14 protein-coding genes are annotated in these 16,827 nt (G+C 38.9%); all 14 read left to right on the top strand.

Annotated elements, in window-relative coordinates; translation table 11 throughout:
* The first annotated feature begins 11 nt into the window (after nt 1–11).
* Nucleotides 12–1,406: a Gfo/Idh/MocA family oxidoreductase gene (locus E6H07_03790; protein TMI65054.1), complete on the top strand. Its 1,395-nt coding sequence runs from the start codon at nt 12–14 to the stop codon at nt 1,404–1,406.
* 11 nt (nt 1,407–1,417) lie between these two features.
* On the top strand, nt 1,418–1,843 hold the full coding sequence (locus tag E6H07_03785) for a nuclear transport factor 2 family protein (protein ID TMI65053.1): 426 nt from the start codon (nt 1,418–1,420) through the stop codon (nt 1,841–1,843).
* Nucleotides 1,844–2,010: 167 nt separating this feature from the next.
* Nucleotides 2,011–3,657 carry a glycoside hydrolase family 28 protein gene (locus tag E6H07_03780; protein ID TMI65052.1) on the top strand — a complete coding sequence of 549 codons (1,647 nt, stop codon included), beginning with the start codon at nt 2,011–2,013 and terminating at the stop codon, nt 3,655–3,657.
* Nucleotides 3,654–5,576 carry a glycoside hydrolase family 88 protein gene (locus tag E6H07_03775; protein TMI65051.1) on the top strand — a complete coding sequence of 641 codons (1,923 nt, stop codon included), beginning with the start codon at nt 3,654–3,656 and terminating at the stop codon, nt 5,574–5,576. The genes E6H07_03780 and E6H07_03775 overlap by 4 nt, the downstream gene beginning before the upstream one ends.
* Before the next feature lie 2 nt (nt 5,577–5,578).
* Complete coding sequence (locus tag E6H07_03770; protein ID TMI65050.1) at nt 5,579–6,571, top strand: pectinesterase; 993 nt, start codon at nt 5,579–5,581, stop codon at nt 6,569–6,571.
* 110 nt (nt 6,572–6,681) lie between these two features.
* The gene (locus tag E6H07_03765; protein ID TMI65049.1) at nt 6,682–8,223 is read left to right on the top strand and encodes a tagaturonate reductase; all 1,542 of its coding nucleotides are present in this window, start codon (nt 6,682–6,684) and stop codon (nt 8,221–8,223) included.
* The gene (locus E6H07_03760; protein ID TMI65048.1) at nt 8,213–9,859 is read left to right on the top strand and encodes an altronate dehydratase; all 1,647 of its coding nucleotides are present in this window, start codon (nt 8,213–8,215) and stop codon (nt 9,857–9,859) included. The genes E6H07_03765 and E6H07_03760 overlap by 11 nt, the downstream gene beginning before the upstream one ends.
* Before the next feature lie 333 nt (nt 9,860–10,192).
* Complete coding sequence (uxaC, locus tag E6H07_03755; protein ID TMI65047.1) at nt 10,193–11,635, top strand: glucuronate isomerase; 1,443 nt, start codon at nt 10,193–10,195, stop codon at nt 11,633–11,635.
* 3 nt (nt 11,636–11,638) lie between these two features.
* The gene (kduI, locus tag E6H07_03750; protein TMI65046.1) at nt 11,639–12,469 is read left to right on the top strand and encodes a 5-dehydro-4-deoxy-D-glucuronate isomerase; all 831 of its coding nucleotides are present in this window, start codon (nt 11,639–11,641) and stop codon (nt 12,467–12,469) included.
* Between the two features lie 29 nt (nt 12,470–12,498).
* Entirely contained in the window at nt 12,499–13,524 is a 1,026-nt protein-coding gene (locus E6H07_03745) for a sugar kinase (protein TMI65045.1), read from the top strand.
* Nucleotides 13,525–13,533: 9 nt separating this feature from the next.
* The gene (locus E6H07_03740) at nt 13,534–13,983 is read left to right on the top strand and encodes a DUF386 domain-containing protein (GenBank protein ID TMI65044.1); all 450 of its coding nucleotides are present in this window, start codon (nt 13,534–13,536) and stop codon (nt 13,981–13,983) included.
* A gap of 77 nt (nt 13,984–14,060) precedes the next feature.
* A complete protein-coding gene (locus E6H07_03735; protein ID TMI65043.1) occupies nt 14,061–14,729 on the top strand; it encodes a bifunctional 4-hydroxy-2-oxoglutarate aldolase/2-dehydro-3-deoxy-phosphogluconate aldolase in 669 nt (222 codons plus the stop codon).
* Nucleotides 14,730–14,807: 78 nt separating this feature from the next.
* Entirely contained in the window at nt 14,808–16,106 is a 1,299-nt protein-coding gene (locus E6H07_03730) for an MFS transporter (GenBank protein ID TMI65042.1), read from the top strand.
* A 103-nt stretch (nt 16,107–16,209) separates the two neighbouring features.
* The gene (locus E6H07_03725) at nt 16,210–16,770 is read left to right on the top strand and encodes a sigma-70 family RNA polymerase sigma factor (protein ID TMI65041.1); all 561 of its coding nucleotides are present in this window, start codon (nt 16,210–16,212) and stop codon (nt 16,768–16,770) included.
* Nucleotides 16,771–16,827: the final 57 nt, after the last annotated feature.

Here is a 16,827-nt window from a genome sequence, read left to right as displayed (position 1 = left end):
ACGATTGCAATATGGAACGTGGTACATTTTTAAAGTACACTGCTGCTGCAGGTGCTTCGTTAATGCTTCATCCTTTTGAACCCTTTGCCCTTACATCTGCTAAAAAGATACGGTTGGCACAGGCTGGTACAGGTCATCGTGGTTCAGGTTTCTGGGGGAAAGATCTGATCAAAAATTTTAATGAGGTATTGGAGTTTGTCGGGTTGCATGATATCAATCCCGGCAGGGCTGCCTATGCTAAACAAACTTATGGCGGCGACATTCCTGTATTTGCAAGCTTTGATGAAATGCTTGACAAAGTACAAGCTGATTATATTATTGTAACTACAGTAGATGCAACACACGATGAATTTATTGTAAAAGCATTGAATAAAGGATTTAATGTGATCACAGAAAAACCAATGACAACGGATGAAGTGAAATGTCAACGGATATTGGATGCAGAAAGAAAATCCGGGAAAAAAGTTGTTGTTGCTTTTAACTATCGTCACAGCGTACACAATATTCAATTAAAAGAATTGCTGGCTGCTGAAAGAGTTGGAAAAATAACATCTGTCGATTTTCATTGGTATTTAAATGTGCATCATGGTGCCGATTATTTCCGCCGCTGGCATGGCCGATTGGGAAGAAGCGGTTCATTATGGGTGCATAAAGCCACACACCATTTCGATCTACTCAACTGGTGGCTGAATAGTGAACCGGTAGAAGTAATGGCATATGGAGAGTTGAATCATTACGGAAAAAATAGTTCATTCCGTGGTTTAAAATGCCGTGGTTGTGAATTCAAAGACAAATGCAAATTTTATTGGGATATAACCAAAGATCAGCGTCTGACAGATTTGTATGTAAAGAATGAGCAGCATGATGGGTATATCCGTGATGGTTGTGTGTGGAGCAACGAAATTGATATCTGGGATAAAATGAGTGCTCAGATAACTTATGCAAACGGTGTTACTGCTAATTATTCTTTAACTACTTATTCACCGTATGAAGGTTGGAAAATTGCATTCAATGGAATGAAGGGCAGAATAGATACATGGGAAGATATTCCGTTCATGCAGAAAACACAAGATGACCAGGCTAAAAAACATGCTGTAGAAATGAGCCAGTCGGATGATGGTGTTAAGGGAGAAGTAAGGGAAATAATTGCAATGGACAATTTTGAAAAGAATTTTGAAGTATATACAACAGCCAAAATAAATGCTGGCCACGGCGGCGGTGATGTACGTATGCAACGGAGAATGTTTGTTGATACGAATGACAATCCTCATCACATCATGGCAGGTACAAGAGACGGGGCAATGAGTATATTAATTGGCATTGCTGCAAGAAAAAGTATAAAAGAAAAACGTCCGGTAAAAATTTCTGAACTCACTGATTTAATTCCAAAAGCAAATACACATTAAAATTTTTAAAAATGAAAAGACTGATTATAGCGATAGCATTGTTCATCCCTTTTTTAATGAATGCGCAATCAAAGGCCGAAAAAGAAGTGGCTTCAGCAGTAGAGGAATTGCGTAAGGCAATGGTTGATGGAGACAAAGCTGTTCTGGAAAAACTGACTTCTGATAAACTCAGCTATGTACATAGTGGAGGACATGCGGATGATAAAAAAGAATTTGTTGCAAAACTTACAGGTGGCGGCTCCGATTTTGTTACGATCGATCTGACAGAACAGGTGGTCATTGTAAGCGGAAAAGTGGCAATAGTCCGGCATAATTTATCTGCCAAAACCAATGATGGCGGTAAACCCGCTGAAGTGCATTTGCGCATTATGCTTACCTGGCAAAAACAAGGCAAACAATGGATATTATTGGCAAGGCAGGCGACAAAAATTACCTAAAAACGCAGGGTAGTACAGGACAGATTTCGTATGCACAACAAGGAAATTTGTTGCATGCGTTCCCGGTATCGTTTGCGTAAATAAATAGACCCCAAGAGCCTGAACAGCAACGAATAATAAAGTAGAATTGTAGAGAGATAGTATTGTGAACCGCCTGAAATTGCCAAATGAAAAAAATTGTTTTAACACAGTTAACACTCGTCTTATTTCTTTTTGCATTTGCTCAAAAAGAAAAGCTCCCGGTCATAAAATCCCCTTCGTTTAAGAAAGATACGTTTAACATCAAAAAGTTTGGTGCAATTGCAGACGGATATTTTCTGAATACCAAAACGATTGCCGCTGCTATTGATGCCTGTAATAAAAAAGGCGGAGGGGTTGTATTAGTGCCAGCTGGCTTATGGTTAACCGGTCCCGTTGTTATAAAGAATAATGTAAATCTTCACCTGGCTTCAGGTTCTACTCTATTATTTACAGATGATAAAAAAGAATATCCGCTGGTGAAAGCAAACTGGGAAGGTTTACCACAGATGCGGAATCAATCTCCTATTTCTGCAACGGATGCAGTAAATATTGGAATCACAGGTAAGGGAATCATTGACGGAAACGGCGATGTATGGCGTGCTGTAAAAATTGATAAGCTTACCGAGAGCCAATGGAAAAAGAAAGTGGCAAGCGGCGGCGTTTTGAGTGAGGATAAAAAAACATGGTATCCTTCAGAAGGTTTTGTAAAAGGCTCAAAGATGCCTGCTAATCCCGGTATGATCACACCCGAAAGAGATGCCGCGTTTTATGAAAGCATAAAAGATTTTCTCCGCCCTAATTTATTATTACTTACTAACTGTAAACTTATATTGCTTGAAGGAGTAACATTTCAAAACTCACCGGCATGGTGCTTACATCCATTGATGTGTGAAAACTTAACGGTGAGAGATGTTTTTGTAAAAAACCCCTGGTATGCACAGAATGGTGATGGAATAGATGCAGAGAGCTGCAAGAACGTATTGATTGAAAACTCTGTATTTGATGTTGGCGATGATGCACTGTGCATGAAAAGTGGACGTGATGCAGAAGGAAGAAAAAGAGGAATGCCAATTGAAAATGTTATTATCCGCGGTTGTACTGTATATGCTTCTCATGGTGGTTTTGTAATTGGTAGCGAAATGAGCGGTGGCGCAAGAAATATTTATGTAAGCAACTGTACATTCATTGGTGCTGATATCGGTTTGCGGTTTAAAACTACAAGAGGTCGTGGTGGCGTAGTAGAGAATATTTTCATCAATGACATTTATATGAAAGATATTCCTGCCGAAGCTATTTTGTTTGATATGTATTATATGGCAAAAGACCCGGTGGTGTTGGCGGGTGAAAAAAGAGAGCTACCAAAAGTGGAAATGAAACCGGTTGATGAAACAACTCCTGTTTTCAAAAATTTTCATATCAGTAATGTTTACTGTAATGGGGCAGCAAAAGGGATCTTTGTAAGAGGCTTACCTGAAATGCATGTGAAGGATATTGTATTGGAGAATATGGTACTGCAGGCAAAAAATGGAATTGATGTTCAGGAAGCAAGTGGCATTACTTTTAAAAATATCAAGATCATCAGTGATGAGACAAAGCCGGTGATTGATATTGTACAAAGTGATAAACTGGTGTTTGATAATATTACTTATAAAAATGGCGCCGAACTGCTGTTTCGTGTAAGCGGTGACAGAAGCGGCAATATTTCAATTAAAAATACAGATGCTTCCAAAGCAAAAGAAAAAATTACTTACGAACTCGGGGCAACAGATAAAAGCGTAACAACAAAAAGATGAGAATTATTTTAAGAATAGCAATGCTTGTAACAGTTATTGTTTTTACAAACAATATGACTGCGCAGGAAAAGCCACTTTCACAACAAGTAGCGGCAACAGTACTAAAAATATGGCCTGATACTATTCCCGTAGGCAGCCAGACAAAATGGAGCTATGATATGGGTGTGGTGCTGAAAGGTTTTGAAGGTATCTGGATGAATACCGGGGATGTAAGCTATTTTAATGCTATTCAGAAGAAGATCGATTTTTTTGTAAAAGATGATGGAAGTATTAAAAACTATGAACTGGAAGAATACAATATTGATCATGTAAATAATGGCAAGCTTGTAATGTTGTTATATCGTGTATTGGGAAAAGAGAAGTATAAAAAAGCAGCCGACCTTTTAAGAAGTCAGTTAAAAACACATCCACGAACAAAAGAAGGGGGCTTCTGGCATAAGAAAGTTTACACTAATCAAATGTGGTTAGATGGTTTGTATATGGGCGAGCCTTTTTATGCGGAATATGCAATGGTATTTAATGAAGAATCGGCATTTGATGATATAGCCAACCAATTCATCTGGATGGAGAAGCATGCAAGAGATCCGAAGACAGGCTTATTATATCATGCATGGGATGAAAGCAAAGAACAGAAATGGGCCAATAAAGTAACAGGGACTTCACCGCTTTTCTGGGCCAGAGCGATGGGTTGGTACAGTGACGCATTGGTAGATGCATTGGATTATTTTCCTGTAACACATCCAAAAAGAAAAGTGTTGATTGACATACTGAACCGCCTGGTGAATGCCATAGAAAAACAACAGGATAAAACAACAGGACTATGGTATGATATAATTAATTATAATGGCCCAGGTAAAGAAAAAAATTATTTTGAGGCATCGGCAAGTTGCCAGTTTACATATGCAATTGCAAAAGGCGTAAGAAAAGGTTATCTGCCTTCAGCAAAATTGGCAATTGCTAAAAAAGCATATGCAGGTATTGTAAATAAATTTATCAAGGTTGAAAATGGGCAAACCAATTTATACGGTACTGTAAAAGTTTCAGGTCTTGGTGGCAATCCCTATCGTGATGGAAGTTTTGAATATTATATGAGTGAACCGGTAATTGTAAATGATCCGAAAGGGGTAGGTGCCTTCCTGCTGGCCAGCTACGAAATGGAACTGCTGCCGACTCAATCAATAGGTAAAGGAAAAACTGTTTTACTCGACCGTTATTTCAACAGTGAAAAAAGAAAGGATGCAACAGGTAAAGATGTTTACTGGCATTATGTGTGGAATGAAAGAAGTCATCCCGGGTTTTACACACTCGGATGGGTTTTTGAAAAGAATGGCGCTAAACTTTCATCACTTAATGTGGCGCCAACTGCATCTAATTTAAAGAACGCTTCTGTTTATATCATTGTTGACCCGGACCATAAAAGAGATAATCCCAATCCGAATTATGTTGTGGCGAGTGATGTTAAAGTAATTGGCGATTGGGTGAAGGCAGGCGGCACTTTGTTATTGATGGCAAATGACAGCAACAACTGCGATCTGAAACACCTGAACCTGCTCTCTGGTTTGTTTGGAATAAAATTTACTGATAAGAGTTTGAATATGGTAAAGAACGATACTTATGAACAGGGTGTTGTATTGCCGGGTACAGGTAATCCTGTATTTAAATCACCGGCTAAAATGTTTTTAAAAGAAGTGAGTGCTTTGGAAGTTTCATCACTCCTGGTGCCAGCAAAAGCGAATACGGTAAAAGACGGGGATATAATTATTGCCACGGCAAATTATGGAAAAGGAAAAGTGCTGGCAGTTGGCGATCCCTGGTTGTATAATGAATACGTAGATGGAAGAAAACTGCCTCCTGAATATGAAAACTACAAAGCCGCTGAAGATCTTGTGAAATGGCTATTGGGTGCAGCTAAAAAATAGTGATGAAGAAAGTTCTTTGCATAATAATATTTTTTGTTCAATTACTGAATACTGAAGGGCAAAAGAAAATTGTAGTTGATGCAGATGGTAATGGAGATTTTAAAACAATTCAGGCAGCCATCAACAGCTTGCCGGCTACAGCTAATGAAGCAAAAACAATATTTATTAAGAAAGGAGTTTACAATGAAAAACTTTTCATCGAAAAATCAAATATTGTTCTAGAAGGCGAAGAAAAAGAAAAGACGATCATCACAGCAGCAATTGCAAGAGATGAATGGAGATGTGAGCATAAAGATGATTGGGGTGTAGCTACGATGAATGTGAGGGCAAATGATATTTCATTGCTCAATCTTACGATCGTCAACAGTTTTGGATTTGATCTTAAGGAAGAAAAAACAATTGATTGTCCGCTGGATACTGCAAACAGGCAAAAAAAGATTGGAAAGAACGGACACCAGATGGCATTGCGTGCAATGAATTGTACAAGATTGAAAGCTGTTAACTGTCATTTCAAGTCTTTGGCAGGTGATACAGTAAGTCCATGGGAAACTGAGAATGGAATGTGGTATTTCAAAGATTGCCTGATGGAAGGTGGGGTTGATTTTTACTGTCCCCGCGGATGGGCATATGCTGAAAATTGTGAGTTTATTACACACGGAGGCACAGCAGCTATCTGGCATGATGGTTCTGGAAACCAGGATTCAAAAACGGTGTTAGTGAATTGCCGGTTCAAAGGATATGATGGATTTATGTTGGGTCGTTATCATCGTGAAGCGCAGTTTTATCTTATCGGTTGTGTGTTTGCTGATAACATGAGGGACTCGGCTATTTATCGTGTAGCAACAAATAATGCGATCAACTGGGGTCATAGAGTATATTATTATAATTGTCATCGCAAGGCTGGAGATTATAAATGGTTTGCAGATAATATAAATAAGGAATCAGCAGATAAGATAAATGCGAAATGGGTATTTGGAGAGAGATGGAAGCCCTGAATCATCTAACTGCTTTTTGCAGATTAATGATATGAAGCACAAGAGTGCGACGCAAGGAACGATGATAGTAGTAATGAAGCTGGTAACATAAAAATTGAAAATCGAGGTATATGCAATTATCGAAGAGTTTACTATCGCAACTGAATGGTGCGATTAAATCAAAGCCTGCTGAAAATTTATTTCAGTTGCCGGAAAAAGTATTACAGTTTGGAACAGGTGTACTCCTGCGTGGCTTGCCTGATTATTTTATTGATAAAGCAAATAAGCAGAATGTTTTCAACGGCCGTGTGGTGGTGGTAAAATCAACCGACAGCAGCGGCGCCGATGCATTTGATGTACAGGATGGATTGTATACGCATTGCATTCGTGGATTGCATGAACAAAAAATGGTAGATGAGTTTATTGTAAATTCTTCAATCAGCAGGGTGTTATCTGCAGCAACACAATGGAAAGAGGTTTTAGCTTGCGCTGCCAATCCTGATCTGGAGGTAGTAATATCAAACACAACTGAAGTTGGTATTGTGCTTCTGCCCGATGATAATATTAAAGGGAACCCGCCTCAGTCATTTCCCGGAAAGTTGCTGGCATTTTTGAGCGAACGCTATAAAAAATTTAATGGTGATATAAATAAAGGATTGGTGATAGTGCCGACAGAGTTGATAACTGATAATGGGAACAAACTTCAATCCATCGTGATGGAGCTGGCACATCTCAATAAATTTGATTACGCATTTATTGATTGGTTGGAGAATGCGAACAGCTTCTGCAATACACTTGTTGATAGAATTGTGCCAGGAAAATTACCAGCGGAACAGCAGAAAGAAGCAGAAGGAAAACTGGGTTACAAAGATGAATTGATGATCATGAGTGAGCCTTATAGTTTATGGGCTGTTGAATCAACAAATAAAAAAGTGCAGGATGTTTTAAGTTTTGCAAAAACAGATAGCGGAATGGTGATTACCGATGATATTAATAAATTCCGTGAACTGAAATTGCGTTTACTGAATGGAACACATACATTCAGTTGTGGACTTGCTCATTTAGCAGGTTTTGAAACAGTAAAAGAAGCAATGAGTGATAAAACAATGGGGCTTTATGTGTATGACCTGATGGTGCATGAAGCTGCAGCCTGTATCACAAATGGAAAGATCTCACAACTTGAAGCATTGGAATTTGCCAACTCGGTAATTGAACGGTTCCGCAATCCTTTCATTGATCATAAATGGATAAGCATAACGTTGAATTATACTTATAAGATGAAGACAAGAAATGTTCCTTTACTGATGGAGCATTATCGCAGGGATCTATTTATACCATCACATATGGCAATGGGATTTGCAGCGTATATTCTGTTTATGAAATGTGAGCCCAGCGAAAGCGGTAAGTATTATGGAGAAAATAATGGTGTGATATATCCCGTGCAGGATGATCAGGCTGCTTATTTTCATAAGCAATGGAAAAGCGACAGCCTGAATGAGTTAGTAATAACAGTATTGGGTAACGAAGAATTATGGGGAGAAGATTTAAATTCGCTTCCGGGATTTGCCCTTGCTGTTACGAATTATATGGAATCATTTATCCAGAAAGGAGTGATAGCAACAATTAAAGAATACCAGGTAAATAGAGATAAAGTAGAAAGTCATGAAGCATAAAGTATTAAAAGTTAATCCGAAGGATAATGTGATCGTAGCGTTGAGTAATCTTTTAAAAGGCGAAACGATCTCTTTCGAGGGAGAAGAATATGTGTTGCAGGAAAATATAAATGCAAAGCACAAATTTTTTACAAAAGACTTTAATGCCGGCGATGAAATAATAATGTATGGTGTGCTGGTTGGTAAGGCACAGAATTTTATTCCCCGTGGTGGATTGATGACGACCACGAATACTAAGCATGCCGCTGACCCGTTTGTTTACCGTGCCTCGAAATATGAATGGCATGCACCCGATGTTTCAAAATTTAAGGGAAGAACTTTCAATGGCTATCACCGCAGCGATGGAAGAGTAGGCACGGCCAATTACTGGTTATTTATTCCAACTGTGTTTTGTGAGAACAGGAACCTGGATGTGATCCGTGAAGCATTGCACAATGAATTAGGTTATGCTGTTACAGATAAATATAAAAGCTATACGCATCAGCTTATTGAAGCATACAAAGAAGGAAAAGACATTACGTCGATCGATATTTTTTCTACGCCGTCACATAAATCAAATGGAAACAGGCCCTTTAAAAATGTAGATGGTATAAAATTTTTAAATCATCAGGGTGGGTGTGGTGGAACAAGACAGGATGCAGGTATACTGGGAAAATTATTAGCTGCTTATGCTGACCATCCGAATGTGGCTGGTGTTACAGTTTTAAGTTTAGGTTGTCAGAATTTACAGGTACAGGATCTTGTAAATGATCTGAAACAACGCAATCCAAAATTTGATAAACCTCTTTATATTTTTGAACAGCAGCAATCACAAAGTGAAGAACAGCTGATTGCTGAATCAATTCGTAAAACATTTGAAGGATTAATTGAAATAAATAAGTTTGAACGCAAACCAGCTACTCTTGATAAATTGTGTATCGGTGTGAAATGTGGGGGCAGTGATGGTTTTAGTGGCATCAGTGCCAATCCTGCTGTTGGTTATGCTTCTGACCTCGTAGTAGCATTGGGGGGTAAAGTTTTGCTGGCAGAATTTCCAGAACTCTGCGGAGCCGAACAGGATCTGATTGATCGGACAAAAGATGAAGCGGCTGCAAAAAAATTTATTTATTTAATGACGGCCTATAATGATGCTGCACATAAAGTAGGTTCTGGCTTTCATATGAATCCTTCTCCGGGAAATATTAAAGATGGGTTGATAACAGATGCCATTAAAAGTAATGGTGCTGCAAAAAAAGGAGGCAGCTCACCAGTAGAAGATGTGCTGGATTATACAGAGCCTGCAACCAAACCGGGATTGAATTTAGTTTGTACACCCGGTAATGATGTGGAAGCGACAACAGGTAAAGCAGCAAGCGGAGCTACATTAATATTATTTACTACAGGACTTGGTACACCAACCGGTAATCCTGTTTGTCCTACTATAAAAGTTTCTACCAACAGCAGTCTTACGAAAAGAATGAATGATATCATCGATATTGACTGCGGCCCGATCGTAGAAGGAGATAAAACAATTCAGCAAATGGGAGAGGAGATATTGGAATATTGCATCAAAGCAGCAAGTGGCGAAGTAATTCCTAAAGCTGTGCTGTTAAACCAGGATGATTTTATTCCATGGAAACGGGGTGTGAGTTTGTAATAACTGTATTTCGGTTACACGAGAAGTTATTACATTAGCAAAGAACACAGACATCAATACATTTGAGAAAAAGAAACAATAAAACCTGTTATTTTTAACGGGGCCAAAAAATCGGGTAATGAACTGGTGGCAGAAATACCCGCAAAGTCTGTGGTAGTACTGGAAATAAAGTAAAAATTGCCCTGAAAAACCGGGTGAGTACGTTGAAATAATAACAGTTGTTTTCCGGTAACGTTTGCACAGATTTTAGAGATTTCACAAGCCAGATTTCATACTTTTAATACCTGTCTTGTGAGGTTAAGATTTTGTTTTACCAACCGCATCAGTTGTCATATGAAAAAATTCCTCGACGAAAATTTCCTGCTTGAAACGCAGACGGCGCAGCGTCTTTATCATGATTATGCCAAAGACATGCCTATCATTGATTATCACAATCACCTGCCGCCTGATGAAATAGCAGCTGATAAAAATTTTGAAAACATAACAAAGGTATGGCTGAATGGCGACCATTATAAATGGCGTGCCATGCGTACTAATGGCATACCGGAAGAATTTATAACAGGAAACAAAAGCGATTGGGAAAAATTTCAGAAATGGTCTGAGACTGTTCCTTACACTATGCGGAATCCTTTATATCATTGGACTCATCTCGAACTACAGCGTTATTTTGATGTGAATGATGTTTTAAATGGAGACACAGCAAGGAAGATCTATGATGAAACATCTGCTAAACTGCTGGCAAAAGAATACAGTGTAAGGGGATTGCTGGAAATGATGAAAGTAAAACTCATTTGTACAACCGATGATCCCGTTGATAATCTTGAATATCATAAGAAAATTCAACAAAGCGGTTGGAAGGTAAAAGTAAACCCGGCCTTCAGACCTGACAAAGCAATGAATGTAGATGATGCCAATACATTTAATAACTACCTTACTTTACTGGAAAAAGCATCTGATATTTCCATCAGCACTTACAATGATTATCTCGCTGCATTAAAAAAACGCCATGATTATTTTGTTTCCAATAATTGTAATGTAAGTGATCACGGACTGGAAGAAATTTATGCAGAGGACTATACGCAGACAGAAATCGCCGGCATTTTCGCCAAGATTCGTTCTGGTGGTTCATTAACGTTAGAGGAAAATAGAAAATTCAAATCGGCAATGCTGGTAACCTTTGCAGAATGGGATTGGGAAAAAGGATTTGTTCAGCAATATCATTTGGGTGCATTGCGTAATAATAATAGTCGCATGCTGAAGCAGCTCGGTCCTGATACCGGCTGGGATAGTATCGGTGATTTTTCACAGGCAAGGGCATTATCAAAATTTTTAAACAAGCTTGATACAAATAATAAGTTGGCGAAAACAATTATCTATAACCTCAACCCCGCCGATAATGAATTGTTTGCAACCATGATCGGTAATTTCAATGATGGTTCTGCTGCTGGTAAAATTCAGTGGGGCAGTGCCTGGTGGTTTTTAGATCAGAAGGATGGCATGACCAAACAAATAAATGCACTCAGCAATATGGGTTTGCTCAGCAAGTTTTTGGGCATGCTGACTGATAGCCGGAGCTTTCTCTCCTTCCCAAGACATGAATACTTCAGAAGGCTGCTTTGTAATTTATTTGGTGAAGAAATTGAAAATGGCGAGCTACCTAACGATACAGGATGGATAGGAAAGGTGATTCAGGATATTTGCTACAACAACGCCAGGGATTATTTCAACTTACAGTACCTTGATGAAAGAACAGGTGTTAAACAAAAGACTATTTAAGTTATGAATGTACGGTTTGCTGTCAGCCAGAATGAAACCAAACAAATGAACACGGAACAGCTCCGTGAGAATTTTTTGGTAGAAAATTTATTTTCAGACGATGTGATAAATCTCGTTTATACGCATTACGACCGGGTGATAATCGGTGGTGTTAAACCCGTAAATAAAACGATCGAACTCCCCAATCATCCAGAACTGCGTGCAGATTATTTCTTAGAAAGGAGAGAACTGGGTATTATAAATGTAGGAGCGGATGGAGTTGTAATTGCAGACGGAAAAGAATTTACCCTGCGGAAACTGGATTGCTTATATCTTGGTAAAGGAACACAAAAAGTAAAGTTTAAATCAAAAGGTAAAAAAGAATCAGCAATTTTCTATTTATTATCTGCCCCAGCACATCATAAATATCCTAACAGGATATTGGTAAGAGAAAAAGCTGACCCTGTTCAATTGGGGGCTGCTGAAACAGCTAATAAAAGAACTGTTTATAAATACATTCATCTTAATGGCTTAAAAAGCTGCCAGCTCGTAATGGGATTAACTGTTCTTGAGCCGGGCAGTGTCTGGAATTCTATTCCACCGCATACACATACAAGAAGAATGGAAGTGTACTTATACTTTGATCTACCTGCTGAGCACCGCATCATGCATTTTATGGGAGAGCCTCAACAAACAAGGCATTTGATAATGGCAAATAATGAAGCCGTTATATCTCCGCCATGGAGTACACACTATGGATGTGGAACTTATAATTATGGGTTCATCTGGGGGATGGCGGGAGAGAACCTTGTGTATACTGATATGGACCCCGCACCGGTAGCAACTTTAAAATAACAATCAAACAAAAATCAAATAATATAACGATGTCAAAGAAAGTAGTAACACTTGGGGAAATTATGTTGCGTTTGTCAACACCAGACTTTAAAAGATTTGTTCAGGCCGATACATTTGATATTACATATGGCGGCGGTGAGGCCAATGTAGCTGCGGCATTATGCAACTACGGATTGAACGGAACATTTGTAACTAAAGTTCCTAATAACCCGATTGGTCAATCAGCAATTAATCATCTGCGTCGTTATGGCGTAGATACACAGTTTGTAGTAAGAGGTGGTGAAAGGTTGGGGATCTATTTCCTGGAAACAGGTGCTTCTATGCGGGCATCACAGGTGGTATATGACAGGGCTGGTGCCTCTATTGCTGATGTAAATATTGACGAATTTGATTGGGATAAAATTTTTGCCGGTGCTGACTGGTTTCATACAACCGGCATCACACCTGCATTGAGCGATAAAGCTGCTGCATTAACTGAAGCTGCATTAAAAGCGGCAAAAGCGAAAGGTATTATAACGAGCATTGACCTCAACTATCGTAAAAAACTTTGGAGCAAAGAAAAAGCAAGAGAAGTAATGACAAAGCTTTGCATGTTTGTGGATGTATGTATCGGAAATGAAGAAGATGCGGATACAACATTAGGTTTTAAAGCAGCGCATACTGATGTAACAAAAGGCGAACTAAACCTCGACGGATATAAAGACGTATTCAAGCAAATGAAAGATAAGTTCGGATTTAAATTTATTGCTTCATCACTTCGTGAAAGCTACAGCGCAAGTGATAATGGATGGAGTGCATTAGTATACGACGGCAAAGATTTTCATCATACCAAAAAATATAATGTTCGCATTGTTGACCGTGTGGGTAGCGGCGATTCATTTGCAAGTGGTTTGATCTATGGGTTGGTTACAAGTATGTCGATGCCGGATGCAGCTGAGTTTGGTGTAGCAGCAAGTGCATTAAAGCATACAATACCAGGTGACCTGAATCATGCAACATTAAGCGATGTAAAAGAATTGATGAAAGGAGACGGTAGTGGCCGTGTTCAACGTTAAAAAAGAATTATGATAATAGATACATTAAAAAACGCTTCGAAATATTTTTCTGCACATCCATTATTTGCAAAGGCATTTGAGTTTATCAATCAGACTGACCTGGCAAATGCAGCTGATGGCAAATCTGATATTACAGAAGGGCTGAAAGCAATTTTCAGCAATTCACCTGGTAAAACCAAAGAAGCAAGCTGTTCTAAATTTGAATGTCATAATAAAAATATCGACATACAGCTTTGCATAAATGGTATAGAAACAATTGGCTGGAAACCGAGGGAAAAATGTGTAACACCTAATGGTGATTATAATGCTGAAAAAGATGTACAGTTATATCATGATGCACCGGATACATTTTTTCAACTTACCGATGGTCAATTTGCTATCTTCTTTCCGGAAGATGTACATGCGCCAATGATTGGTGAAGGAACGATAAAGAAACTGGTAATTAAAGTGAAAATATAGTCATAAGTAATAAGTGGTAAGTTTTAAGATAGAAAACTTACTTATAACCTAAAACATATAACTTAAAACTTTTCAAATTGAGCAGAACACAACAAATAGCAGATGCAGTAGTAGCACAGGGAATACTTCCTTTGTATTTTAACCCAAGTGAAGAAATAAGTCTTGATGTACTGAAAGCAATTTACCGTGCTGGTGTCAAAGCGGTGGAATATACCAATCGTGGTGATGCTGCTTTGGCCAATTTTAAAAAGATGGTTGCATTGCGAAATGCAGAAATGCCAGGATTATTATTAGGCGTAGGTACAATTAAGAACATGCAACATGCTACCGATTATATGGCCACCGGGGCTGATTTTTTAGTAAGCCCCGGGTTTGTTCCTGATGTAGCAGCTTACTGTGTTAGCAATGATATTTTTTATGCGCCGGGTTGTATGACTCCAACTGAAATAATTGCTGCAGAAAATGCAGGAATAAAATTCATCAAACTGTTTCCGGGAAATATGCTGGGCCCGGATTTTTTGAGTGGAATAAAAGATATCTTTCCAAAACTGTTGTTTATGCCAACAGGTGGTGTGGATACAACAAAAGAAAATATTGAGGGCTGGTATAAAGCAGGAGTATGTGCAGTAGGAATGGGAAGTAAGCTTATCAGTAAAAAATTAATGGAAGCAAAAGATTATGCTACCATTGAATCGGAGACAAAGAAAGTATTAGAGTTGATTCAATCTATAAAACCTGCTAAATAGTAGTACTGAAGTTGAACGGAGCGTCGCCACTTAGGCTCAATCAGGGTTACTGAAGCTGGAACCATAAAAAAATCTACGATGCAGAAAGCCATAGGAAAATACAGGTGGACCATTTGCGGTTTGATCTTTTTTGCCACCACTATCAACTATATAGATAGAAATGTGATCAGCTTTCTAAAATCAACTTTCACAAATGACCTGGGTTGGACTGATGGCGATTATGCTGATGTAGAAATCACATTTAAATTATTTTATGCCATCGGTATGTTAGGGGCCGGAAGGTTAATTGATAAACTCGGCACTAAGATCGGTTATGGTTTGTTTACTTTCTTGTGGAGTGTTGCAGGTGTTTGTACTGCTCTTGTAAATTCAGTTCTTGGTTTCCAGGTGGTGAGAGGTGCATTGGGAGTAACCGAATCAGGTAATTTCCCCGCCGCGATTAAAACAGTTGCCGAATGGTTTCCTAAAAAAGAAAGAGCTTTTGCAACAGGCATATTTAACTCGGGAGCTAATATTGGTGCAATCATAACCCCCTTAACCATTCCGTATATTGTTGAGAACTGGGGTTGGCAATGGGCCTTTATCATTACGGGTTTACTCGGTTTTGTCTGGCTCATCTTCTGGTTTATTCTTTATGAAGTACCCAAAAAGCATAAACGTCTTTCGGCTGAAGAATTGGTATATATACAGAGTGATAAAGATGAGATTCATGATGTAACAGATACAAGCCCGAAACTTTCCTGGTGGCAGTTGCTGCGGTATAAACAAACATGGGCATTTGCGATTGGTAAATTATTGACCGATCCAATCTGGTGGTTTTATCTTTTCTGGTTGCCCGACTTTTTTGAGAGTGTTTATAAAATTAAATTAACTGCTGCCAGCTGGCCGGTTGCAGCAGTTTATGTTATTTCAACAATAGGAAGCGTTGGAGGTGGTTGGTTGCCCATGTATTTGATCCAAAAGAAAGGCTGGCCTGTATTTAAAGCAAGAAAAACATCTATGCTCATTTATGCTTTCTGTGTTTTCCCTATAGTATTTGCTTTGATATTAGGCAAGATCGATATGTGGCTTGCCGTAGCAGTAATAGGTATTGCTGCTGCTGCACACCAGGCATGGAGTGCAAATATTTTTACGACAGTAAGTGATATGTTTCCCAAAAACTCAACAGCTTCAGTAACAGGAATCGGAGGTATGTTCGGTGGTTTGGGAGGTATCTTACTTTCTTTGTTAGTACAAAAGCAGATGTTTGTACATTACCGCAGTATCAATCAAATTGAAACGGCCTATTATATCATGTTTGCAGTTTGTGCTTCAGCTTATTTAGCAGGCTGGTTAATTATGCATATACTGGTACCGAGAATGAAGAGGGTGGAGTAAGCAAAACCAAACGTTGTAAGTAAATAAATTCTGCATCGAGAATAGATACTCTCTCCACATGATTTCGTAAGTTGCCCCGTCAAAAAACACGGAATTTCACCCATTGAACGAACAGGAACTAATACAAAGACTACGCAACGGCGATGAGCAGGCTTTCAAATACCTCGTGGATAATTTCCAGGATAGGGTCTTTAATACCGTAATTGGTATAGTGCAGAACGAACAGGATGCAGAAGATGTAGCCCAGGAAGTTTTTATACAGGTATACCGGGCTATTCATTCCTTTAAGGGTGAGTCTCAGCTGTCCACATGGATCTACCGGATAGCTACTACCCGTTCCCTCGACCTGCTGCGGAGCCGAAAAAGCAAGAAAAGATTCGCTTTTGTACAAAGCATTTTTGGTAAAAATGATGAGCTGTCCCATGATCCACCTGATTTTTACCATCCCGGTGTAGCTCTTGAGAAAAAGGAAGACTCCCGAATGTTGGCAAAAGCCATTGGTAGGTTGCCTGAAAATCAACGGGTTGCTTTTACTTTGAATAAGCTGGAGGATTTAAGCTACCAGGAAGTGAGTGAAATCATGAAAACAACGGTTTCTGCAGTAGAATCTTTACTGCACAGGGCCAAGCAAAATCTTAGAAAAGAGCTTGAAAAAGAGTTATAATAATTTTTTTTACCTTGAATGGCCGAAGGTTTGAAGACGGCCATACGTCAAAAACTA

The sequence above is a fragment of the Bacteroidota bacterium genome (assembly GCA_005882315.1).
Classification (GTDB): domain Bacteria; phylum Bacteroidota; class Bacteroidia; order Chitinophagales; family Chitinophagaceae; genus VBAR01.
This window is presented reverse-complemented; position numbering and strand designations above follow the sequence as displayed.

Bases quoted from the DNA above. Each gene is read 5' to 3' on its own strand.
- E6H07_03740 (TMI65044.1), top strand. From the start codon at position 13,534: ATGATAATAGATACATTAAAAAACGCTTCGAAATATTTTTCTGCACAT.
- E6H07_03770 (TMI65050.1), top strand. From the start codon at position 5,579: ATGAAGAAAGTTCTTTGCATAATAATATTTTTTGTTCAATTACTGAAT.
- kduI (TMI65046.1), top strand. From the start codon at position 11,639: ATGAATGTACGGTTTGCTGTCAGCCAGAATGAAACCAAACAAATGAAC.
- E6H07_03780 (TMI65052.1), top strand. From the start codon at position 2,011: ATGAAAAAAATTGTTTTAACACAGTTAACACTCGTCTTATTTCTTTTT.
- E6H07_03775 (TMI65051.1), top strand. From the start codon at position 3,654: ATGAGAATTATTTTAAGAATAGCAATGCTTGTAACAGTTATTGTTTTT.
- E6H07_03785 (TMI65053.1), top strand. From the start codon at position 1,418: ATGAAAAGACTGATTATAGCGATAGCATTGTTCATCCCTTTTTTAATG.
- uxaC (TMI65047.1), top strand. From the start codon at position 10,193: ATGAAAAAATTCCTCGACGAAAATTTCCTGCTTGAAACGCAGACGGCG.
- E6H07_03730 (TMI65042.1), top strand. From the start codon at position 14,808: ATGCAGAAAGCCATAGGAAAATACAGGTGGACCATTTGCGGTTTGATC.
- E6H07_03790 (TMI65054.1), top strand. From the start codon at position 12: ATGGAACGTGGTACATTTTTAAAGTACACTGCTGCTGCAGGTGCTTCG.
- E6H07_03765 (TMI65049.1), top strand. From the start codon at position 6,682: ATGCAATTATCGAAGAGTTTACTATCGCAACTGAATGGTGCGATTAAA.
- E6H07_03760 (TMI65048.1), top strand. From the start codon at position 8,213: ATGAAGCATAAAGTATTAAAAGTTAATCCGAAGGATAATGTGATCGTA.
- E6H07_03745 (TMI65045.1), top strand. From the start codon at position 12,499: ATGTCAAAGAAAGTAGTAACACTTGGGGAAATTATGTTGCGTTTGTCA.